The following is a 22,309-nucleotide window of genomic DNA, read 5'->3' as shown; positions in this document are numbered from 1 at the left end:
CAGGAGACGCAACTGTGTCACGAAAACCCCGTCTGGGATTGGCCCTGGGCAGCGGTGCGGCCCGAGGATGGGCCCACATCGGCATCATCCGTGCCCTGGAGCGACTGGGCGTCAAGCCGGATCTGGTGGCTGGCTGCTCCATCGGCAGCTTTGTCGGCGCAGCCTATGCCGCTGGTGAACTGGACAAGCTGGAGAGCTGGGTGCGCGGCTTCAGCCGCCTGCAGGTCATGGGGCTGCTCGATCCTGCCCTCTCAGGCGGCCTGTTTCGCGGTGACAAGGTGTTTGGCATCGCCGCCGGCCATCTGGGGGATCCCGCCATCGAAAGCCTGCCGCTGCCCTTTGCCTGCGTCGCCACCGAACTCGATACCGGTCGCGAGATCTGGTTGCAGGAAGGGCCGCTTCGCCAGTGTGTGCGCGCCTCCTGCGGCATGCCCGGCCTGCTCACCCCGACCCGGGTGGAGGATCGCTGGCTGGTGGACGGGGCCGTGGTCAACCCGGTCCCCATCTCCCTGGCCCGCGCCATGGGAGCCGAGGTGGTGATCGCCGTCAACCTCAACACCGACATGCACCAGCCCTGGACCGACGAACCGGACGAGCCCGTGCAGGGGGGGCTGCTCAGCCAGTGGTTGAACCGGGGCGAGCGCGAACCCAGTACCCCCGGCATGTGGGGGGTGATGACGGGCTCCATCAACATCATGCAGGAGCGCATCACCCGTGCCCGGATGGCCGGGGATCCCCCCGAGATCCAGCTCTGCCCGCGCCTTGGCAACCTCTCCATCATGGATTTCCACCGCGCGAGCGACGCCATCAACGAGGGGGAAGCCTGTGTCGAGCGCAACCTGGAGCAGCTCAAGGAGGAGCTGTCACGACTCTGCCTGATATGAAGACATATCGGGGTAAAAGACAAAAAGAGCGCCAATAGGCGCTTTTTTGTTTCTGGCGACGCGGCTCAGAACAGCCCCAGCCCCTTGAGCATCACTACCAGGATCAGCAGCGGCGACACATAGCGGATGATGAAAAACAGGGGCCTGAGGATGGGCAGCGATAGCTTGCCTCCATTGGTCAGCGCCGTCGTCATCCGCTCGAATCCCCATACCCAGCCCACAAAGAGGCAGAGGAAGATGCCGCCAAGGGGCATCAGCACGTTGGAAGAGACGAAGTCGAACAGATCGAAGAAGGTTTTCCCGCCAACCTGCACATCCGCCAGCGTGCTGCTCGAGAGCGCACAGGTCGAGCCGACCGCCCCCAGTACCAGCAGGTTGATCAAGGTTGCCCTTATGCGGCTCATGTGAAAGCGCTCGGAGAGCACCGAGACCGGCACCTCCAGGATGGAGAGCATGGCCCCGGTGGCTGCGATGGCGGAGAGCACGAAAAAGAGCACCATGAAGAGGTGTCCAAACGGGATGCTGGCAAAGACCGCGGGTATGGTGATGAACAGCAGGGAGGGGCCTGCGCTCGGCTCGAAGCCAAAGGCAAACACCGCCGGGAAGATGGCGATCCCCGCCAGCATGGAGACGAAGAGATCCGCGCACATCACTCGTACCGTGGTGAGAGGGAGGTGCTGATCATCGCGAAAATAGCTGCCATAGGTCATCATGCAGCCCATCCCGATGGAGAGCTTGAAGAACGCCAGCCCCATGGCCGTCAGCACGACGCCTGCGGTCACCTTGGAGAAATCCGGCGAGAACAGGAAATGCAGTCCTTCGCTTGCTCCGGGCAGAGTCAGGCTGCGCACGCCTATCACCAGCAGCAGGATGAAGAGCAGTGGCATCAACCGCTTGGTGACCGCTTCGATCCCCCTGGAGACCCCCATCAGCAAGATCCCCCCCATCAGGGCCAGCACCAGCCACTGCCAGAGCAGACTCTGCAAGGGATCCGTGATGAGTGAATTGAAGGCAGCACCCGTGACGGCGGGATCGGTGGAGAGGATCTCGCCGCTGGCCGCCTTGAAGATGTAGGCAAACACCCAGGCCGCCACCTCGGAGTAGAACGACATGATGAGGAAGGCCGCGCTCACCCCCATGGCGGCGATCAGCCACCAGGGTTGCCCCTTCGGAGCCAGCTTGATGAGCCCGCTGACCGCATCCGTCCTGGCCTCGCGCCCCAGCATGATCTCGGAGATCATCACCGGCAATCCCACCAGCAGAGTGGCGATGACATAGACCAGCAGAAAACCGGCGCCACCGTTCTCACCGGTCAGATAGGGAAACTTCCAGATATTGCCGAGCCCGACGGCAGACCCCAGGGTCGCGGCCAGCACGCCAAAGGTGCTGGTAAACCCATCTCTGGCTTTGGTAATGGATTGGCTCATCGTTGTCTCGCTGTGTGGATCACCGCCTGAATTAAAAGGGTCGGAGTGTTCCGTGGATTAATCCAGCCCGACAAGATGATTTAGTGAAAATCGCCGTTGACCGCACACAACGCATTATTTAATTAAATAATCATCCATTTTGACAAATAAAAAATGCCGCCTCGAGGGCGGCATTTTTATCAAGGTTGAACTGAATCAAGCCTTGGCAATATCGTCCGGACCGATCTGGCCGATTTCGGCGACTTTCTTGTCAGCCAGCAGCCAGAGGGTGAACTTGTGCAGATCGGGGTGGTGGGCCAGGGCAACCAGGAAGGCGCCTCCGACTTCACGGTAACCCAGTTCATAGTTCTTCAGGGTGGTTGGGGGGACGCCCAGCAGATCGGCAAACTTGGGACGGCTCAGGCCTACCGCTTCGCGGATCTGACGGATCTTCTTGCCAACAGTTACGATATTTGAATTCATGTGTTTCATACTCCGTTCGGCGGATTGACTCCACCTTTATTTTTCGCGACGACTCGTAGTCAAGTGTATCAGTTTTGAACGGACTCGTTATGGTCGAGCCTCTATCTATAATCAGCGTCTTTCGACGACAACCCTTCACAAACCTCGGGGATGGTAATCGCTGCGTCGCCTCAGGTAAACAGTCTCGAAAAGAAACCTTTCTTGTTGCCCGGCCATCCCTCGTATAATTCGCCGGTTATTTCCAAGAGAGTCATCAACATGGCATTTCCCGGCATCATTTCCCGTCTTCATTCCGACCCGGACTCCCTCCCCCGTCAGCTCGCCCAGGGTCTGCAGACCCGGGCCGAAGCGTTCTGGCTGCCCATGGCCATGCAGGGGGACGCCGCCACCGTGCTGGCGGCCCTCCCGGACAGCTGCAGCCTCTATCTTGAAGGCCAGACGACGCTTCCCCTGCGCAGCCACGACGGCGTCGTGGCAGAAAACGGCACCCTGGCACTGGGCAATGGTCACACGATGACGCTGGCCAGGGAGAAAGGCGATGGCGGCATCGTGCCGGAAGAAAGCCTCGCCGAGATGGCCCAATGGCTGGAAGCGGGTCATCGGCACTTCATCTGCTCCACCGCCGTCCAGCCCGTGGCGCGGGCCATCCTCAACATCTGGCCTCTCGATCCCTACCTCGCCCGTCACTTCTTGCTCAGTTTCACACCCTTGCTGTGCGAAGCAACTGAGGCGGACTATCTTGCTGTCCTCTCGGTCAGGGCGGGTGACGCCACCCTGCGGCACGCTTGGGCTGAGGCTTATATGAAGCTTGAGAAGAAACTGCATCGCGCCTACTTGGATCACTAATAAATCCCAAGAAACAGCCAGTTATCCCTACGACACAATTTGCCCCATCCCTTATCTGTGAGCTTGATCATGTTTTGAAATGGGCATAAAGTGCGCCACGTCATCGGAATGACGTCGGCTGTTCGTGGCGGAGTATGCATTGTCGACAGTGCAACCCGCGCACTTGTGCACCCAGATACGTGCCTCCTGGATGGATCTAGGATCCCTGTTCGCACCAACGTCGTTGGTCGACAGAGCCAGCAGCTTACATAAATTACAAAGTGCGAAGCACGTGAACAACGTGCCATCTCAACGAGGATTATTTTATGATGAAAATGGCTCCTTCCCTGATCGCCATCGCTATGGCCACCATGGGTGCAACTGCAGCTCACGCCGCTGACGACATCTACTTCGGCGCCGGTGTTGGTGCAACTCACTTCAACGGTCTGAACAAGATCGAAGGCGTGAACGTTGGCGAAGAAGATGCGGCTGCTGCCAATGCCTTCGTTGGTTACAACTTCAACGAATACTTCGGTTCCGAGCTGGGCTACCAGTACACCGGCCGTGGCAACACCGACGGCAACCGTTACGAGAGCCAGGGTGCCACCCTGTCCGGTATCGCTCGTCTGCCGCTGGGCAACGATTTCTCCCTGTTCGGTGAAGCTGGCGCCTACTGGGGCCACACCGACGGTCTGGGTACCAGCGATACCAAAGTATCCCCGCTGGCCGGTGCCGGTGTGACCTACAAGGTCAACGACGCGCTGGATCTGCAAGCTCGCTACCGCTACATGTGGGACGTGGCTGACCTGCACGCCGACAACGTACGCTACAAGTCCAACCAGAGCGTTGCGACCCTGGAAGCCGTTTACCACCCGTTCCGTACTTCCTACGTAGCGCCTGCTCCGGCCCCGGTTGTTGAAGAAGCACCGGCCCCGGCTCCGCAAATCGTTGAGAAGAACTTCGCCCTGAACTCCGACGTGCTGTTCGCCTTTGGCAAAGACAGCCTGAAGGCCGAAGGTGTGCAAGCCCTGAACGCTCTGTACCAGCAAATCGTTGAGTTCCAGCCGAAAGACGGCAACGCCGTTGTTGTTGGTTACACCGACCGTATCGGTTCCGACGCTTACAACCAGAAGCTGTCTGAAGCTCGTGCCCGCACCGTTGCCAACTTCCTAGTCAGCAAAGGTATGGCTGCCAGCAAGGTTGCCATCGAAGGTCGCGGCGAAGCCAACCCGGTCACCGGCACCAAGTGTGACGGCGTCAAGGCCAAGGCTCAGCTGATCTCCTGCCTGGCTCCGGACCGTCGCGTAGAAGTTCGCGTATCCGGCGTACAAGAAGTTCAAAAGTAATCTGACTTCGCTCAGGTAACGTAAAAAAGGGGATGCAACGGCATCCCCTTTTGCTGTCTCTCTCCTCCCCCCAGCGACACTCTCTGTCTCACCTTTTCTCCCCTTTGCTCCCCTATTGCGGCCCCGCGACACCGGTGTCGGCGCTGCATATCTGTGCAGAAACTTGATCACGCTGATTCAAAAGAATACAGTAGCAACGCTTGTAAGACATTGGATGAACTATTAAAAGTGCTCAGTGCCCGGTTAGTTGTCCATGGAGAAACAGCTTCATGAGAATCCAGGTTTCCATCCATTTTTTATTCAAGCCGTCCGTGATCCGCTCACGGTGTCGCACATGAAGTGTCATCTGAGGCCGGCATAACAAAGAGTGCGCAGTACGCCCATAGCACGGCAACTCAACGAGGATAAAACGATGAAAATGAAAATGGCACCAACCCTGATTGCTCTGGCCATTGCAGCCATGGGAACCACCACCGCTCAGGCGGCCGACGACTGGTACACGGGTATGGGTGCAGGTTGGGCCTATGGCCACGACCTGGATACCTTCGGCCAGGATGCTGACAAGGACGCCACCGCGCTCTCCCTGTTCGGCGGTTACAACTTCACCGAGAACTTTGCCGCCGAGCTCGGCTATCTCTATGCCGGCAAAGCCGGCGTCGATGGCGTCGACTTCAAGACCCAGGGTGCCACCCTGTCCGGTATCGCACGCCTGCCCATGAATGACATCTTCTCCGTCTTCGCCGAAGGGGGTGCCTACTTCAACCACGTCAACGGTAATGGCCAGAGCGACAACGGCACCTCGCCGCTGGCGGGTCTGGGTCTGACTGCCAAGCTCTCCGACCTTATCGACCTGCAGGCCCGCTACCGCTACATGTGGGATCTGGGTGACGATCAGAAAACCTGGAAAACCGACATGAGCGTCGCCACCCTGGAACTGGTGATGCACCCGAACCGCACCACCTATGTGGCACCGGCCCCGGCACCGGCTCCCGAGCCGGTTCCCGAGCCCGTCATGGTCGACAAGAACTTCTCCCTGAGCTCGGACGTGCTGTTTGCCTTCGGCAAATCCACCCTGAAGCCGGAAGGGGCTGCTGCGCTCAACACCCTGTATCAGCAGATCGTCGACGTCCAGCCGAAAGATGGCAGCGCCGTGGTGGTGGGTTACACCGACCGCATCGGCTCCGATGCCTACAACCTGAAGCTGTCTGAAGCCCGTGCCCGCACCGTGGCCGACTTCCTGGTTGGCAAGGGTCTGCCGGCTGGCAAGGTTTCCATCGAAGGTCGTGGTGAAGCCAACCCGGTCACCGGCACCCAGTGTGACGGCATCAAGGCCAAGGCTCAGCTGATCGCCTGCCTGGCACCGGATCGCCGCGTCGAAGTGCGCGTCACCGGCGTACAGGAAGTGCAGCAATAAGGGGACAACCACCTGTTGCAAAAAGGGGCCATTCCGGCCCCTTTTTTAATGCCCGGACGGCACCGCCAGCGCGGGCAGCCCACCTGCCTGTCTCACCGATTTTCCATACAGATGCGTCACTTAAATGGTTAATGCGCTCACATCGCCTATACATAATGTTGGCTATACATAGCAAAGGGCTGGGAGCCCTATAACACCCAACATCGACGAGGATACGCGATGAACATAAGACTGAAACCTGTGTGGATTGCATTGGCATTGGCGACGAGTGCCGCCCAGGCGGCACCTGTTCACGACTGGTATGTGGGGGCTGGGGGTGGCTGGGCCTTTGCCCATGACATCGATGATTTCAGCCAGGACGTCGGCAAGGACGCGACCGCCATCAACGCCTTTGTCGGCTACAACTACAACGAGAATCTGGGGGCAGAGCTCGGCTACCTCTCCACCGGTGACTGGGATATTGCCGGCCAGGACTTCAACAGCAAGGGGGCCACCCTGTCGGTCATTGGCCGTTTACCGCTGGGGGACATCTTCTCTGTCTTTGCCGAAGGGGGCGGTTATCTCTATCACGTCGACTCCGTCAACGGGGGAGATGACAACCTGGCTCCCCTGGCGGGTCTGGGCCTGACCGCCAGACTGAGCGACTGGGTAGACATCCAGACCCGCTACCGCTACATGGTGCGAGTCGGGGACGATCCTGACAACGACAAGGTGGGCAGCGGTACCAAACGCTGGGTCAGCGACATCAGTACCACCACCATCGAGCTGGTGCTTCACCCCAATCGCACCGTCGCCGCAGTGCCGGTGGCCGCGCCTCTGGTCGTGGCACCGCCGCCCCCGGCTCCCGAGCCGGTGGATCAGACCTTCAACCTGAGTTCGGATGTGCTGTTTGCCTTTGGCAAGGCGGAGCTCAAACCGGAGGGGATGCAGGCACTCGACGCCCTCTACCAGCAGATCGTCGACGTCAAACCCAAAGATGGCAACGCCATGGTGATGGGCTACACCGACCGCATCGGCTCGGATGCCAACAACCAGGCACTGTCGGAGGCCCGTGCAAGCACGGTCGCCAACTTCCTGATTGGCAAGGGGCTGCCCGCCGACAAGGTGAGCATTCAGGGCAACGGCGAGAGCAACCCGGTCACCGGCACCCAGTGTGATGCCATCAAGGCCAGGGCTGCCCTCATCGACTGCCTGGCCCCGGATCGCCGGGTCGAAATCCGGGTCACCGGTGTCAGCAATCCCGCCGAGCCCGCCCCCGCCGAGCAACCGGCACAATAACCTCCTCTTCCTTCACAGCCGTGCACAAAAAAGGGATGCCGAGGCATCCCTTCTGCGTGTCTGTCCCCTTGGGATCAGAAGGAAGTACGACGATAGCGGCGGTACTCGGGGCGCCAGAAGTTCGCCTCGATGGCCTGATCGATCACATCATCGGGGGTCTGCACCGCCTTGCCCTGCAACATGGCGGTCTTGGCCACCATCTTGGCGATGTAGCGGGAGACCTGATGGATGTCCGCCAGATCCGGCAGCAAGGAGCCCTCTTCCCCCTTCACCAGGGGTGAACAATCCGCCAGGGCACGGCTGGCCGACATCATCATGGCATCGGTCACCCGGTTGGCACCGGAGGCGATCACCCCAAGGCCGATACCCGGGAAGATGAAGGAGTTGTTGCACTGGGCGATGACGTAGCGCTTGCCCTTGTACTCCACCGGTGCGAACGGGCTGCCGGTGGCGACCAGCACCTGGCCGTCGGTCCAACGAATGAGATCCGCCGGGGTTGCTTCCACACGGGAAGTGGGGTTGGAGAGCGGGAAGATGATGGGACGGGCACAGTGCTTGTGCATGGTCTTGACCACCTCTTCGGTAAACAGACCCGGCTGGCCGGAGACCCCGATCAGGATGTCCGGGCGACCGTGCTCCATCACCTCCAGCAGGGAGATGTTGTCCCCCACCGGCCACTCCTTGATCCGCTCGACCGGCTGGGAGAGCTTGCGCTGGAAGTCGAGCTGGTTGGGGATCTTGTCGGTGATGAGACCGAATCGGTCCACCATGAAGACCCGGCCCCGCGCCTCGGCGTCGGTCAGCCCTTCGGCCTTCATCTGCGCCACGATCTGCTCGGCGATGCCGCACCCGGCACTGCCCGCCCCGAGGAAGGCGACCCGCTTCTCGGAGAGTTTGGCACCGGAGGCCTTGCAGGCGGCGATGAGGCTGCCCAGGGTCACCGCGGCGGTCCCCTGAATGTCATCGTTGAAGCAACACAGCTCATCCTTGTAGCGGTTGAGCAGCGGGGTGGCATTGCCCTGGGCGAAATCCTCGAACTGCAGCAGGATGTCCGGCCAGCGGCGCTTGACCGCCTGGATGAAGGCATCGACGAACTCGTCGTACTCTTCGCCGGAGATGCGCGGATGGCGCCACCCCATGTAGAAGGGGTCGTTCAGCAGCTGCTGGTTGTTGGTGCCCACGTCCAGCACCACCGGCAGGCAGTAGGCCGGGGAGATGCCGCCACAGGCGGTGTAGAGGGAGAGCTTGCCGATGGGAATGCCCATGCCGCCGATGCCCTGATCCCCGAGACCCAGGATGCGTTCGCCATCGGTGACCACGATCACCTTGACGTTCTGCTTGGTGGCGTTTTGCAGCATGTCATCGATCCTGTCCTTGTCCGGATAGGAGATAAAGAGGCCGCGAGCACGACGATAGATGTTGGAGAACTCCTCGCACGCCTTGCCGACCGTCGGGGTGTAGATGACCGGCAGCATTTCGGTGAGATGATTGTTCAGCAGGCGGTAGAAGAGCGTTTCGTTGGTATCCTGGATGTTCCGCAAATAGATGTGCTTGTCCATGTCGTTGCCAAACGCCATGAACTGGCGATAGGCACGCTCTGCCTGCTCTTCGATGGTTTCGATGTTCTGGGGCAGCAGACCTTCCAGATTGAAGCTGCTGCGTTCTTCGCTGGTGAAGGCGCTGCCCTTGTTGAGCAACGGCGTCTCCAGCAGGGCTGGACCTGCGTAGGGAATGTAGAGGGGACGTTTTTGATTATTATCTTCAAACATGGATCTGTACCTTGACTGTGTGGCCCGTCGATCCTATGGGCTTGAGCCAACAATTTCAAAGGGTTTGCACCTCCCTTGCGAAAGGTTTGCGACCCAGTCGACGAAAGGCCCCCGGAGTCTGACCCGTCAGACGCCGAAAACGGTTGGCAAAGTTGGCGCCGTCGCTGTATCCGACCCGGGCCGCCAGCTCGGCCAGCGGCCAGTTGGTGTAGAGCAGCAACTGGCGCGCCTTGTTCATGCGAAGCCCGGTGAGCCAGGCCATGGGGCCCATGCCGAACACCTGCTGGCAGAGCCGGTGCAGATGGGGCACCGAGCAGGCCATCTGGTCGGCCAGCAGGGCCACGCTCCAGGGCTCGTCCAGACGTGCCTCCACCCGCCGAAACAGCGCCTGTAGCCGCAACTCCGGCGTGCCGCGCACCTCCCCCTGCAGGGTCCGCTCCAAGAGCGCCAGCAGCAGGCTCAGCAGCTGGGGCTGGAGCGGCGAACGTATTCCCTCCCCCTGCATCAGGCTGAGCAGGTGGTAGAGCTGCTCCCCCTCCTCCCCCTGCCAGATGCGATGGCCAAGCCGGTGCAGATGCTGCCAGCGCGGCACGTCGTCAAGCAGGATCCAACTGGTATGCCAGGCTTCCCCCACCAGCCTGAAGCCCCCCGGCACGGCGGCCGGGAGAAAGACCAGGGCTCCCGCCGGGATGGGCTGCTCCCCGCCATCGGTGAGCAGGGCGCCCCCCTCGTCATGGCTCACCATCAGGATATGAAACTCCGGTCGGTTGCGGCGGATAAGGTAGTGCTCCCGTATCGTCGAGAGGCCGGTCAGGAAGACGCCTGCCTCCCCAAGCAGGGGCAGCCCTTCGCGTCCCAGCATCCGCTCTTCGCAGGCCGGGGCGATTTCCAGACACTCGCTGATAAATGGCATAGCACCTCAACAGGATAGTTTTGCACAAGAAAGCCGAGAGAGGCTCACAGTGAAGCCTCCCGATATCACCCCTATCATACCCACGACAAACCCTGATTTTTACCAACCCGGTTAACATAAATGAATTATTGGCAAGCGATTTTAAAACAAACCACCGATCGCGAGTTCATGACGCGACTGTGGCGACTGGCCCTGCCGGTTTCGCTGCAATCCATGATGTTCTCCCTGCTCGGCCTCATCGACATCATGATGGTGAGCCAGCTCGGCACCACGGCTGTGGCGGCGGTCGGCTTGGGCAACCGGGTCTTCTTCTTCAATCTGCTGGTGATAGCGGGGCTCTCGGGCGGGGTCTCGGTGTTGGCGGCACAATATTTCGGCCGTGGCGAGATGGCCGGGGTGCGCCGCTCCCTGGCCCTGGCCCTGGTGGGCGCCCTGGCGGTGAGCCTGCCCTTTGCCCTCGTCTATGTGCTCTCACCGGGCAGCGTGCTCGGGTTTGCCAGCCAGGAGCCCGCGCTGCGCGAGCTGGCCGACGAGTTCCTGATGATCACCGGCGCCACCATCCTCTGCACCGCCGTGGTGGTGCCCCTGGAGTCGGCCCTGCGCTCGGTGGGCAATGCCGCGGCGCCGACCCGCATCGGCATCATCGCCATCATCGCCAACGTCATCCTCAACTATGCCCTCATCTTCGGCCATTTCGGCGCCGAGGCCATGGGAGTAGCCGGTTCCGCCTGGGGCACCACCCTTTCGCGTCTGCTGCAGACCGCGCTGCTGCTTGCCTATGTGTGGCGTGCCGAGCCCCGTCTCATCCCGCGCAAGCAAGACTGGCTCGCCGCCTTCAGGCGCAAGGAGGTGGTGCGCTTCACCCTGATCGCCCTGCCGCTGTTGCTGCACGACGGGCTCTGGGCCTTCGGCATGCTGCTCTACGGCTTCCTCTACGCGCACCTCGGCACCGACGCCCTGGCCATCATGACCACCCTCGGCACGCTGGAGAGCATCCTCATCTCCCTCTTCTTCGGGCTGGCGGTGGCCTGCTCCACCCTGCTCGGTCACCGGCTCGGGGCAGAGGAGTATGACGAGGCCTGGCAGCACTCCCAGCTCTTCCTGCTGCTGGCCCCCGTCGGCGCCCTACTGGTGGGGACCGCCGTCTGGCTGATGCAGGGCAGCCTGCTGCAATGGGTCGGCAACCTGCCGGGCGAGCTGATGACTGAGGCCGGCCAGGTGCTCGCTATCATGTGTCTGGGCATGCTGCTCAAGGTATTCAACATGGTGGGGATCGTCGGGGTGCTGCGCTCGGGGGGGGACGTCAACTACAGCATCTTCATCGACATCGTCGGCATGTGGTGCATCGGCCTGCCGCTGGCCTGGGTGGCGGTCAGCCTGCTGGGCTGGCCCCTCTCCTGGGTGGTGGCGGTGGTCCTGCTGGAAGAGCTCTCCAAGGTGCTGCTGGTGCAGCGCCGCATTCGCCAGCGGCGCTGGCTGCGCAATCTGGTGCTGGGATAAGGGAAGAGCGCAAAGCGGGAAATGCGGGGTCATATCAATGACAGAAAATCCCGCTTTGCAGTATGCTGGCCCCCTCTTCAATCAGAGGCGGGGTGCGCCGGCCATGCCGACCCTTGTGCCCCTGCCCAGTAGTCGTTTAAGGAGACGAGCATGCAACCACAAAAAGAGCGGATCACCGAGACTGCCCTGCTGGAGATGGCCAACAAGATCATTCGTGAACACGAGGACTTCATCCACGGCATGCGCGCCGACTCGGTGGAGCAGAAGGGGGACATTCTGGTGTTCAAGGGGGAGTTCTTCCTGGCAGAGGACGGCACCCCGACCGGCAAGACCATGGCGGTGTTCAACATGTTCAAGCTGCTGGCCCAGCAGCTCTCCGGCAAATACACCCTGGCCTGACGCCTGCCCCGTCATCACCGGATGCCGCCCTCAGGCGGCATCCGTTTTTGTGCGCCCTGCATCGCCCGCGGGTTTGCCGGCCTCGGCCACCACGCAGTTGCGACCCGCCATCTTGGCCATGTAGAGGCACTCGTCCGCCCGGTTGAGCAGATCCTCCACCCTCTCGCCACGCTGGGCCAGGGTCAGACCGATGCTCACCGTCACCTCCAGCAGCTCGTCGGAGGTGGGGCTTTTCACCAACCTCGCCTCCACCGCGACCCGCAGCCGCTCCGCCACCCGCTTGGCTTGTGCCAGATCCGTGCAACCGGGCAACAGGATGGCAAACTCCTCCCCGCCGTAACGCCCGAGCACCATGCCGGGCTCCAGTTGTTCCGACAGGGTGGCCGCCACCTCCTTGAGCACCGCATCCCCCGCCAGATGGCCGAAGGTGTCGTTGATGCGCTTGAAGCGGTCCAGATCCAGCAGCAGCACCGCGAAGGGAGCCTGTTTGCGGATCATGGCGGCCCTCGCCTTCTCGAGCTGCTTCATCAGCAGGCGGCGGTTCATCATGCCGGTCAGCTCGTCCGTGGTGGATTCCCGATAGAGTTGCAGCAGCATGTTGAGCTGGCCGCACTGCACCCAGGCGCTGGCGATGGCAAAGAGCCCCAGCAGCCAGACCTGATTGAGGGTCTGCACGCTCCAAAGAGGCTGGCCCACCAGCAACCAGTTGCCCGCCAGCATGGTGGCCAGAATGCCCCCCGCCAGTTGCAGGCTGAGGGAGAGGGGAATGGGGAAGATGGCGAACAGGCTGATGAGCAAATAGGGGAAGGCCATGTAGCCCGCCTGCATCTCCTGATCCGCGCCGAAGCTGTGCAGGCAGATGAGGGAGAAGAGCATCATCACCGCCATCAGGTAGCCCAGCGCCAGCTTCATGCGCTCGCGCTTGAAGTGGATGAGATAGGAGAGGGGGATGAGGGGCGAGAGGGCCAGCAGGCAGAAGATCCTGACCTGGAACAGCGCCTCGAACTGGATGGCTGGCAGGGTCAGCCAGTCCACCAGGACCCAGCTCGGGAGCCCCGCCATCAGCAGACAGGTGAGCAGCCGCAGCCGCACCGTCATGAAGCCCATCCGGGTCAGGGTAAAATCTTCGGAGTGGGCGCGGGCACTCCAGAACTCCGACAGCTTCAGCATCCAGAGTCTCCATCTTCGAACCGAGGGCTCATTCTACACCGTCCCCATCCTGATGCATCAGCCTCCCTCCCCTTTGTGAGGGATCGGTCTCACACAAACCGGCGGATCTTAATCGCCACAGGAAAACGTTTCAACCCATCAGGAAATAAACGATTTTGCGCTCAATTAGCGCTGGAAAGCGCGATGCCAATCACTAAAATAGCGCCCAATTTTCTCCCATCCCCCCACACATTCGAGGTATTTATGGAACAGGCTGCCGCCCCAAGCGCCATCCGAGAGGCCCATCCCCCCAGGCGAGCCCACAGCGAACTGGTCTACGGCATCGAGGATGTCCCCCCCCTGCCCCAGACCCTGTTCGCCGCCCTGCAGCATATGCTCGCCATGTTTGTCGCCATCATCACCCCGCCCCTCATCATCGCCAACGCCCTCGGCCTCCCTGCCGATGACACCCGCTACATCGTCTCCATGTCCCTGGTCATGTCCGGCATCGCCTCCTTCATCCAGACCCGCCGTTTCGGCCCCCTCGGTTCCGGCCTGCTCTCGGTACAGGGCACCAGCTTCAACTTCCTCGGTCCCATCATCGCCTCCGGCCTCGCCCTCAAGCAGGCGGCCATGCCCACCGACGATCTGCTGGGCACCCTGTTCGGCACCATGCTGGCAGCGGCCCTCACCATCGTCGTCATGAGCCGCTTCCTGCACCTGGTCAAACGGATCATCACCCCGCTGGTGACCGGCATCGTGGTATTGCTCATCGGCCTGACCCTCATCAAGGTAGGGCTCATCAGCATGGGGGGCGGCTACGGCGCCCTGGCGGACGGCAGCTTCGCCAGTCACACCAACCTCTTTCTCTCCCTGCTGGTGCTCGGCCTCATCGTGCTGATGCAGCGCAGTCGCAACCCCTGGCTGCGCCTCTCCGCCATCATGATCGCCATGCTGGCGGGCTATGCGGTGGCACTGCTGCTGGGCAAGGTGGCTGCTCCCACCTTCGACGGCCCCCTGGTGATGGTGCCTGTTCCGCTCCACTACGGGCTCGGCTTTGACTGGCAGCTGTTCGTGCCGCTCGCCATCATCTTCGTGGTGACGGCGCTGGAAGCCATAGGCGACATGACCGCCACCTCCGACATCTCCGGCGAGCCGCTGGAAGGGCCGGTCTACATGGCGCGGATCAAGGGGGGCGTGCTGGCAGACGGCGCCAACTCCATGCTGGCGGCGGTCTTCTCCACCTTCCCCATGTCCACCTTCGCCCAGAACAACGGCGTCATCCAGCTGACCGGTGTGGCCAGCCGCCACGTCGGCCTCTTCATCGCCGCCATGCTGGCCCTGCTCGGCCTGTTCCCGGCGGTGGCGAGTCTGGTACAACAGATCCCCGAGCCCGTGCTCGGCGGCGCCACCATCGTCATGTTCGGCACCATCGCCGCCGCCGGGGTGCGCATCATCTCCCGGGAGGAGCTGGACCGCCGCGCCCTGATGATCCTAGCGGTGTCGCTCGCCATGGGTCTCGGAGTGGCCCAGGTGCCCGAGGTGCTGCAACACCTGCCGGAGCTGGCCAGGAGCGTGCTCTCCTACGGCGTCGCCACCGGCGGCCTCACCGCCATCCTGCTCAATCTGCTGCTGCCCAGGCGCGCCGTCGCACAGGCCTGACACTCCGCCATCCTTGCACCAAAGCCCCGCCATGCGGCAATGCTGTTCACTTAAGAGAATTTGAGTTCCAGTCCACGTAGTATCAGGGCTAAAAAATGAGGGAGGCATGATGCCTCCCTCTTTCTATTGCAAGCCACGCTGGATAAAGGCTGAAGGAACATCGACTGGAAACAGCCTTGCTCCCCCAACTCAAGTCGCATTTATGAATAATTAGTCAAAAATGTGATTATCTGAACAGCATTGCCGCCATGCGGGGCTTTACCTTGTTTGCCCCCGCGCGTACTGTGCTTGGCAGCCTCTGCCAAAGGATGCCTCTCATGCCTTATACCCTGCAGCCCCCGCCGCCCGCCCACCAGACACCCGACCAGATCCTGGCCGAGGAGCAGCGCTGGCTGCGGGAGTGCGCCGGTGACGGCGAGCCCAGAGCCCTCCTCTGGCAGGGCCCCCAATGCCTCATCGTCACCCGCAAGGACACCCGTTTGCCCCGCTACCAGGCCGCCTGCGAGCAGCTTGCCGCCGAGGGCTGGCCGGTGTTCGTGCGCGACAGCGGCGGCACCGCCGTGCCCCACGGCGCCGGCATCCTCAACCTCTCCCTCATGCTGCCCCGCACCACCACGGATCTGGCCCACTACTACCGGCTGCTGGGGGCGCCCCTGCTCGCCCTGCTGGAGGAACACGGTCTTGCGGGCAGCTACGACTTCGTGCCCGGCTCGTTTTGCGACGGCCAGTACAACCTGGTGATCGGAGGGCGCAAGGTGACCGGCACCGCCCAGCGCTGGCTGGCGCCGGGCCGGGATCACGACGGCGCCGTGCTGGCTCAGGCCATGCTGCTGGTGGCGGGGGATGTGGACGAGGGCACCCGGATGGCGAGCCGCTTCTACGAACTGGCCGGGGGCGAGCTGCGCTTTGCTCCGGGCACCTCCACCACCCTGGCCCACGCCATTGGCTGGCAGGGGGAGGAGGCGGCCCTGGTGAGCCGGGTGAGCAGGGCGCTGGCGCAGCGGCTCACCGGAGATATTCCCTCCCCCTGACCCCCTGGGGGCAACAAGCGCCGCCATTCATTGCGTAAAATGCAAAAAAGCCACGATGAGCGTCGTAGCTTTTGCGTATTTCGCACAGATATTGTCAGCGGAGCCGGGATCAAGCCCCGGGTTTTGCCATCCCAGCCCGGATCCCGGTTGACACCATGGACAGGAGCCCGGTGACAGGACTTCCCGCAGGCCCGCTTCTCATCAGGCCGTCTGCGGCTCGGGCTCGGATTCCGTATCCCGGTCCCGGCTGAAGTAGGCGCGGGTCTCGGCAATCACCACGTGGCGCAGGCCGATGAGGCCGATGAGGTTGGGCACCGCCATCAGGCCGTTGACGATGTCGGCCAAGAGCCAGATCAGGTCCAGATGGAGGAAGGCACCGCTCGCCACCAGCACCAGATAGATGAGGCGGTAGGGTTTGATCGCCTTCACCCCGAACAGGTACTCGGTGCAGCGCTCGCCGTAGTAGTTCCAGCCAAGGATGGTGGTAAAGGCGAAGAACAAGAGGCCGATGCTCACCAGATACTGGCCCACATGGGCATCCAGCCCCTGGGCAAAGGCCAGACTGGTCATGGCCGCACCGCTTGCATCGCCGCTCCACACCCCGGTCACCACCAGCGTCAGGCCGGTCATGGTGCAGATGATGATGGTGTCGATGAAGGTGCCGGTCATGGAGACCAGCCCCTGCTCCACGCAGGAATCGGTCTTGGCCGCCGCCGCCGCGATGGGGGCCGAACCCAGGCCCGACTCGTTGGAGAAGACTCCGCGCGCCACCCCGGACTGGATCGCCAGCATAATGCCGGCGCCGACGAAACCGCCGGTGGCCGCATGGCCGGTGAAGGCGCTCCCGATCACCAGCATGACCGCATCGGGCAGGGCGCCTGCATTGTTCACCAGCACCCCGGCACAGGCGACGATGTAGAAGATGGCCATGAAGGGCACCACCTTGCTCGACACACTGGAGATGGACTGGATACCCCCCAGGGTCACCAGCGCCACGATCAGGGTCAGCACCACGGCGGTCACTTCACGGGGTACCGAGAAGGAGAGGCTCATGGCATCACTGATGGCGTTGACCTGGGGGAAGGTACCGATGCCGAAGAAGGCGACGCCGATGCCGAACAGGGCAAACAGCTTGGCGAGCGGCCTGGAGCCGAGCCCTTTCTCCAGATAGTACATGGGGCCACCCGCCATCTGGCCGTTGGCGTCCTGCTGGCGATATTTCACCGCCAGCAGGCACTCGGCGTACTTGGTGGCCATGCCGAACAGGGCGGCCATCCACATCCAGAACAGGGCGCCCGGGCCGCCGAGCTTGATGGCGGTGGCGACCCCGACGATGTTGCCGGTGCCGATGGTGGCGGAGAGGGCGGTGCACAGGGCACCAAAGCTGGAGACATCCCCTTGCTTGCCCTGCCCCTGATCGCGGCCAAAGACCAGCTTGAGGGCCAGCGGCAAACGCACGATCTGAAGCAGACCCAATCGCCAGGTGAGATAGATACCGGTCCCGACCAGCAGGATCAGCAGGGGGGGACCCCAGATAAAGCTATCGATGGCGGCGAGCGCCGATTGAATTGATGACATGCATCCTCCTTAAAAAACAACGATTAAGGAGGAGAAGGATGATCTTCCCATAGGTGTCGCGATCGGCCAGAGGCGATCGGATGCGGGCCAAGCCCAGGTACAACCATCCCATCCCCTCTGTCCTTTTGCCTGAGAGTTTCCGGCGCCAGATTGCGATGCAATCACGGTACCTTGCTCCTTCGGCGCCCGATTCAACGGGTCTCTCCAGAGTATCGTCCAGTAGCAGTCCACACCGGTTGCCCGGTACCTGAAAGATTCACTTCTTCGGTGGATGGTTGCCCATCGCTCTCCTGCTACCTTCATCCGAACTAGTTTGGATCAGGAAGCGGGCATGGTAATCCAAAAAATGTGAGCTGTCTCGCACTCCCTGGCCCCGGCGCCCCCTTTTTACCTGGCCTCAACCCCCGGGCCTGATGTTATTAGTTCGTTAACTATTAACAGCTTATCAAGCTCCCTTCGGAGGTGCTCCCCATCACGGCCCTGATCGCTCCCCGTATCAAGAGCCTGTTTCGTCTCGACCAGAAAAACTTGCCGACATATCCAATCAAAACGCTTGCACACAAACTCAATAAGCCGATAATCCCGCGCATAACTAAGCACTTTGCAAGGGAGTTATGCAATGTGCCTGGTGGGTCCCTCCGGACCGCTCGCCTGAGCCGGCCGTCGCCGGTTCAATCGCATATGGCTTGGGCATATCACGCCCCCTAAGGACTATCAAAAGAGAATGAACGAGACCCTGGTCGCACAAGATTACCGTCAGTTGGTTGAACAATTCGGCTCCCCCCTGCTGCTGCTCGACAAGGCAGCCGTCCGCAAACAGTATCGGGCCCTGGCGGCCGCCCTGCCCGATGTGCGCTTGCATTATGCACTCAAGCCCCTGCCCCACGAGGCGGTGGTCTCTGTCTTGAAGGAAGAGGGGGCCTGTTTCGATCTGGCCACCAATGGCGAAGTGGATCTGGTGCGCAGCCAAGGGGTTCGCCCGGGACGCTGCATCCATACCCATCCCATCAAGCGTGACAGCGACATCCGTTATGCCCTGGAATTCGGCTGCACCGTGTTTGTCTATGACAACCCGCTGGAGCTGGAAAAGTTCCTGCCCTACAAGGATGAAGTGAAACTGCTGCTGCGGGTCAGCTTCCCCAACCCCGAGACCAAGGTCGATCTTTCCAAGAAGTTCGGCTGCACCCCGGAGCAGGCATTGCCGTTGCTGCAACTGGCCCAGGCCAAGGGGATCAAGGTGATGGGGCTGTCGTTCCACGTCGGCTCCCAGGTGCCCCACGCCCATCGCCACGTGCAGGCCATCGACGCCTGCCGCGAGATCATGGAGCAGGCCTGGGAGCTAGGGCTCAAGCCCTGGGTGCTGGATATCGGCGGCGGCTTCCCGGTGGACTATGACGGCGGCGAGTTCGACATCGACGGTTTCTGCGCCCCGATCCGCGAGGCCCTGGCCAAGCTGCCCGCCACGGTACAGAAGATTGCCGAGCCGGGCCGCTTCATCAGCGCGCCAGCCATGACCTCGGTCTCCAGCGTGATGGGCAAGGCCCACCGCGGCGACAAGATCTGGTACTACCTGGATGACGGTCTCTACGGCAGCTACAACGGCCAGCTCTACGACCACGTCACCTACCCGGTGAGCACGCCCTATGCCCACGGCGAACTGCACAATGCGGTGCTCTCCGGCCCCACCTGCGACAGCGTGGACGTCATCCGCGACAGCATCATGCTGCCAGATCTCGAGATCGGCGAGCTGGTGGTGGGTCGGGTGATGGGGGCCTACACTTGGGCCTCCGCGTCCACCTTCAACTTCTTCCCCAAGGCGAGCATCCTGATCCTGGACAGCGCCCAGAAGCAGAAGCTGGTTGCCGTGGCCTGAGACCAGGACCCGCGCACAAAAAAGAGGGGACGCCGCGGCGTCCCCTCTTTCATTTCATCACCAGACTAGATGAACTGGCTCGTCAGCAGCCAGCCGGTGTAGGCGACGAAGCAGGCGAGCAGCACGCCCCCCTCCAGCCGGTTGATGCGCCCCTGCCCCTTGCGGCCCAGACACATCACCAGCAGCAACAGGGTCAGCCCCATCATGATGCTCCAGTCGCGGGAAAGCACTTCGGGCGCCACCTCGAGCGGGTGGATGCCGGCGGCGATGCCCACCACGGCCAGGGTGTTGAACAGGTTGGAACCGAGCACGTTGCCAAGGGCCAGATCGTGCTCGTTCTTGCGAATGGCGATGAGGGACGATGCCAGCTCCGGCAGGGAGGTCCCCACCGCGACTATGGTCAGGCCAATCACCAGATCGCTGATGCCAAAACCCTGGGCGATGGTCACCGCCCCCCACACCAGCAGACGGGAAGCCCCGATCAGCAGCACCAGGCCGACGATGAGCCAGAGGATGGCGCTCTTGAGAGACATCCCCTCGGAGACGATGTCCTCCTCGGTATCCGTATCCAGCGCATCCCCCTTGCCGTTCATGCCGGCCCAGATGGACCAGCCCATCAGCACTGCGAACACGGCCCCCAGAATGGCGGCATCCATCCGGCCCAGATTGCCATCGATGAGCAGGGCGCCGGAGAGCAGGGTGATGCCGAGCAGGATGGGGATCTCCTTGCGCACCACCTGGGAGGCGACGGCAATGGGGCTGATCAGGGCGGTCAGACCCAGGATCAGGGCAATATTGGTGATGTTGGAGCCATAGGCATTGCCGAGCGCGAGCCCGGGATTGCCCTGGGAGGCCGCCAGCGCGGAGACCACCATCTCGGGGGCCGAGGTACCAAAACCGATGATCACCATGCCGATCAGCAGCGGCGGCATACCGGCGTAACGGGCGGTGGCGGCGGCGCCGTCCACGAACTTGTCGGCACTCCAGACCAGCAACGCCAGTCCGGCAATCAGGGCAACAAAAGCCAGGGTCATATTGTTCTATCTCATCCACGGCAAACACGAGAGCCAGGCAAGTTGCCTGGCTCCATCCAAACGCGGCCTCAGTGTAACGGGGCCGCTTGCTATTTCAAGGTGTAATCAAACACCGATTAATCTTTCACAGCGCCGCCAGCAGGCTCTGGGCATCCGACACCTCGAACTTGCCCGGCGCCTCCACGAAGAGCCGCTCCACCACACCGTCGTTGGCGATAAGGGCAAAACGCTGGGCCCGCACGCCGCCGAAGGCCCCGGTCTCCTTGGCCAGACCCAGTGTCCGGGTCCAGCTGCCGTCGCCGTCCGCCAGCATGGTGATGTCAGAGGCGTTCTGTGCCTCCTGCCACGCCTTCATCACGAAGGCGTCGTTGACCGACAGACAGCACAGTTCCACCCCCTTGGCCTTGAACTCATCGGCCAGGACCACATAGCCCGGCAGGTGAGCGTTGGAGCAGGTGGGGGTGAAGGCGCCGGGCACCGCAAAGAGCACCACCCGCTTGTCGGCAAACAGGGCCTGGGTATCCTTCACCTGCTTGCCCTCGGCGGTGATAAAGGTAAATTCCCCTGCGGGCAGGGATTGACCGACCGTGATCATGATGACGCATCCTTCTGTGGTTCAAAGAGGCCCAGTCTACCCCATTCCACCAGAAGGCGAAGGGGTCCATCGAGCAGCAACAAAGCGATCGGGGAGCGAACGCCTGTCGCCCCTATTTCTGGTCTGATGGCAGGCGCCTTGCCTGCCAGGTGGCGATGGCGAGCAGGGAGTCGGGCGTGAACTCGCCCGCCCGATCGGCTATCTCGCCCAGGCTCATCCAGTGCACCTCGCTCACCTCTTCGGCCTGCAGTTGCAGCGGCCCCTGATAGTGACAACTGAACAGGCCGCCCCAGACCCGGTAGCGGCTGCCGCTCGCCTCCCCTTCGGCATAGAAGGTGCCGTAATCCTGTAGGGGCACGTCGCGGATCCCCAGCTCCTCGGCCAGCTCACGCCGGGCGGAAAGGGCCATGGCCTCCCCCGTGGTCACCACGCCACCGGCGCAGGCATCCAGCATGCCGGGGCAAAAATCCTTGCTCGGGGTGCGCCGCTGCACCAGGATGCGCTCAGCCTCATCCAGCACCAGGATGTAGCTGGCACGATGGCGCAGGTTTTCCTGACGCACCCTGGCGCGCTCGGCCACCCCGATCACCCTGTCCTGCTCGTCTACTATGTCCACCCACTCCACGTGCGGCACCTTTGTCATGTCTGCAATGGTCGCAGTATATCGGGCCCCGGACCCGGACTCTCACTACTTTTTCAACGCCGGGGCTGCACGCCAGTCGATCACAAGGCAGATTCATACAAATCTTTATCAAGTGTCACATCAGTGTCACGGTCCGTCGGCATAGTGTGCCCTGTCCAAACAACAGGGTCTCTTGCCATGAAGGTGTTCAAGCAGTGGTCTCCCCGTCGAATTGCTCGATATATCAAGAGCTTCCATCATGGAAGTTTCATTGTTGAAGCACTGGGGCGGTTTGAGTTTCAAGGGGGGATCATCGATGTGAAGCCGTTGAGCTGTCATCAGGCGCTGAGCCTGGCCCGGCAGATCAACCTGGCCGTGCGCGATCTGCGCACCTCCACCCTGTTGCCGGGCTGACATACTCCTTTCTGTCTGTCGTCGACTTCCATGTACACATTTGCCCGCCGCTCATTCGTAAGCGCCCTTGAATCGGCATCTTTTTTTCCCAAAATCAGCTCGTCACACTTGAAATCCATTACCTCTTCGCTGGA

Annotated in this window: 20 protein-coding genes and 1 riboswitch; of the genes, 11 read left to right on the top strand and 9 right to left on the bottom strand. The window is 61.9% G+C overall.

Annotated elements, in window-relative coordinates:
• The first annotated feature begins 14 nt into the window (after window positions 1–14).
• Entirely contained in the window at window positions 15–884 is an 870-nt protein-coding gene (gene rssA / locus OKB81_RS08805; RefSeq protein WP_029313973.1) for a patatin-like phospholipase RssA, read from the top strand.
• 65 nt (window positions 885–949) lie between these two features.
• Here the strand turns inward: rssA and OKB81_RS08800 are convergent, their stop codons facing one another.
• Window positions 950–2,311, bottom strand: coding sequence for a sodium-dependent transporter (locus OKB81_RS08800; protein WP_160837562.1), 1,362 nt, complete (start codon window positions 2,309–2,311; stop codon window positions 950–952).
• Window positions 2,312–2,506: 195 nt separating this feature from the next.
• Window positions 2,507–2,773, bottom strand: coding sequence for a helix-turn-helix domain-containing protein (locus tag OKB81_RS08795; protein ID WP_010673503.1), 267 nt, complete (start codon window positions 2,771–2,773; stop codon window positions 2,507–2,509).
• A 258-nt stretch (window positions 2,774–3,031) separates the two neighbouring features.
• On the opposite strand from OKB81_RS08795, the gene OKB81_RS08790 reads away from it, so the two are divergent.
• The 4 genes from OKB81_RS08790 (at window position 3,032) to OKB81_RS08775 (ending at window position 7,636) form a co-directional block, all read left to right on the top strand.
• Complete coding sequence (locus OKB81_RS08790; RefSeq protein WP_049636314.1) at window positions 3,032–3,619, top strand: hypothetical protein; 588 nt, start codon at window positions 3,032–3,034, stop codon at window positions 3,617–3,619.
• A 305-nt stretch (window positions 3,620–3,924) separates the two neighbouring features.
• Entirely contained in the window at window positions 3,925–4,944 is a 1,020-nt protein-coding gene (gene ompA / locus OKB81_RS08785) for a porin OmpA (RefSeq protein ID WP_010673501.1), read from the top strand.
• Window positions 4,945–5,356: 412 nt separating this feature from the next.
• Window positions 5,357–6,358 (top strand): porin OmpA, encoded by a 1,002-nt coding sequence (ompA, locus tag OKB81_RS08780; RefSeq protein WP_039039303.1) that lies wholly within the window; start codon window positions 5,357–5,359, stop codon window positions 6,356–6,358.
• 219 nt (window positions 6,359–6,577) lie between these two features.
• Window positions 6,578–7,636: an OmpA family protein gene (locus OKB81_RS08775; RefSeq protein ID WP_160837560.1), complete on the top strand. Its 1,059-nt coding sequence runs from the start codon at window positions 6,578–6,580 to the stop codon at window positions 7,634–7,636.
• Between the two features lie 74 nt (window positions 7,637–7,710).
• Here the strand turns inward: OKB81_RS08775 and OKB81_RS08770 are convergent, their stop codons facing one another.
• Window positions 7,711–9,405, bottom strand: a complete 1,695-nt coding sequence (locus OKB81_RS08770) for an NAD-dependent malic enzyme (RefSeq protein WP_160837558.1) — start codon at window positions 9,403–9,405, stop codon at window positions 7,711–7,713.
• Between the two features lie 55 nt (window positions 9,406–9,460).
• The gene (locus OKB81_RS08765) at window positions 9,461–10,318 is read right to left on the bottom strand and encodes a helix-turn-helix transcriptional regulator (protein ID WP_160837556.1); all 858 of its coding nucleotides are present in this window, start codon (window positions 10,316–10,318) and stop codon (window positions 9,461–9,463) included.
• 120 nt (window positions 10,319–10,438) lie between these two features.
• On the opposite strand from OKB81_RS08765, the gene OKB81_RS08760 reads away from it, so the two are divergent.
• Together OKB81_RS08760 and OKB81_RS08755 are read left to right on the top strand one after the other, a co-directional pair.
• Window positions 10,439–11,818, top strand: coding sequence for an MATE family efflux transporter (locus OKB81_RS08760; protein WP_041213343.1), 1,380 nt, complete (start codon window positions 10,439–10,441; stop codon window positions 11,816–11,818).
• Between the two features lie 150 nt (window positions 11,819–11,968).
• Window positions 11,969–12,217, top strand: coding sequence for a YciN family protein (locus tag OKB81_RS08755; protein WP_010673495.1), 249 nt, complete (start codon window positions 11,969–11,971; stop codon window positions 12,215–12,217).
• A gap of 30 nt (window positions 12,218–12,247) precedes the next feature.
• On the opposite strand, the gene OKB81_RS08750 is transcribed toward OKB81_RS08755, so the two are convergent.
• Window positions 12,248–13,387 (bottom strand): GGDEF domain-containing protein, encoded by a 1,140-nt coding sequence (locus tag OKB81_RS08750; protein WP_160837554.1) that lies wholly within the window; start codon window positions 13,385–13,387, stop codon window positions 12,248–12,250.
• 243 nt (window positions 13,388–13,630) lie between these two features.
• Here OKB81_RS08750 and OKB81_RS08745 point away from each other — a divergent pair, with 243 nt between their 5' ends.
• Both OKB81_RS08745 and OKB81_RS08740 read left to right on the top strand, forming a co-directional pair.
• Complete coding sequence (locus OKB81_RS08745) at window positions 13,631–15,028, top strand: nucleobase:cation symporter-2 family protein (RefSeq protein ID WP_160837552.1); 1,398 nt, start codon at window positions 13,631–13,633, stop codon at window positions 15,026–15,028.
• 317 nt (window positions 15,029–15,345) lie between these two features.
• Window positions 15,346–16,059: a lipoyl protein ligase domain-containing protein gene (locus OKB81_RS08740; protein WP_160837550.1), complete on the top strand. Its 714-nt coding sequence runs from the start codon at window positions 15,346–15,348 to the stop codon at window positions 16,057–16,059.
• 201 nt (window positions 16,060–16,260) lie between these two features.
• On the opposite strand, the gene OKB81_RS08735 is transcribed toward OKB81_RS08740, so the two are convergent.
• Window positions 16,261–17,637 (bottom strand): alanine/glycine:cation symporter family protein, encoded by a 1,377-nt coding sequence (locus OKB81_RS08735; protein WP_045523510.1) that lies wholly within the window; start codon window positions 17,635–17,637, stop codon window positions 16,261–16,263.
• Between the two features lie 107 nt (window positions 17,638–17,744).
• A riboswitch (glycine riboswitch) is annotated at window positions 17,745–17,855 on the bottom strand.
• A 506-nt stretch (window positions 17,856–18,361) separates the two neighbouring features.
• Between OKB81_RS08735 and OKB81_RS08730 the strand changes: the two genes are divergently transcribed.
• Entirely contained in the window at window positions 18,362–19,510 is a 1,149-nt protein-coding gene (locus OKB81_RS08730; RefSeq protein WP_160837548.1) for a type III PLP-dependent enzyme, read from the top strand.
• A gap of 65 nt (window positions 19,511–19,575) precedes the next feature.
• On the opposite strand, the gene OKB81_RS08725 is transcribed toward OKB81_RS08730, so the two are convergent.
• The 3 genes from OKB81_RS08725 to yfcD form a co-directional block, all read right to left on the bottom strand.
• Window positions 19,576–20,544 carry a calcium/sodium antiporter gene (locus OKB81_RS08725; RefSeq protein WP_010673489.1) on the bottom strand — a complete coding sequence of 323 codons (969 nt, stop codon included), beginning with the start codon at window positions 20,542–20,544 and terminating at the stop codon, window positions 19,576–19,578.
• Window positions 20,545–20,668: 124 nt separating this feature from the next.
• Entirely contained in the window at window positions 20,669–21,139 is a 471-nt protein-coding gene (locus tag OKB81_RS08720; RefSeq protein WP_160837546.1) for a peroxiredoxin, read from the bottom strand.
• Between the two features lie 112 nt (window positions 21,140–21,251).
• Window positions 21,252–21,782, bottom strand: coding sequence for an NUDIX hydrolase YfcD (gene yfcD / locus OKB81_RS08715; protein ID WP_160837544.1), 531 nt, complete (start codon window positions 21,780–21,782; stop codon window positions 21,252–21,254).
• A 177-nt stretch (window positions 21,783–21,959) separates the two neighbouring features.
• Between yfcD and OKB81_RS08710 the strand changes: the two genes are divergently transcribed.
• Entirely contained in the window at window positions 21,960–22,175 is a 216-nt protein-coding gene (locus tag OKB81_RS08710) for a DUF1107 family protein (protein WP_160837543.1), read from the top strand.
• Window positions 22,176–22,309: the final 134 nt, after the last annotated feature.

This window comes from Aeromonas sp. QDB56, from assembly GCF_027705505.1.
GTDB lineage: Bacteria > Pseudomonadota > Gammaproteobacteria > Enterobacterales > Aeromonadaceae > Aeromonas > Aeromonas caviae.
Note: the sequence above shows the minus strand (reverse complement) of the source record. Positions and strands in the feature narration are given on the sequence as shown.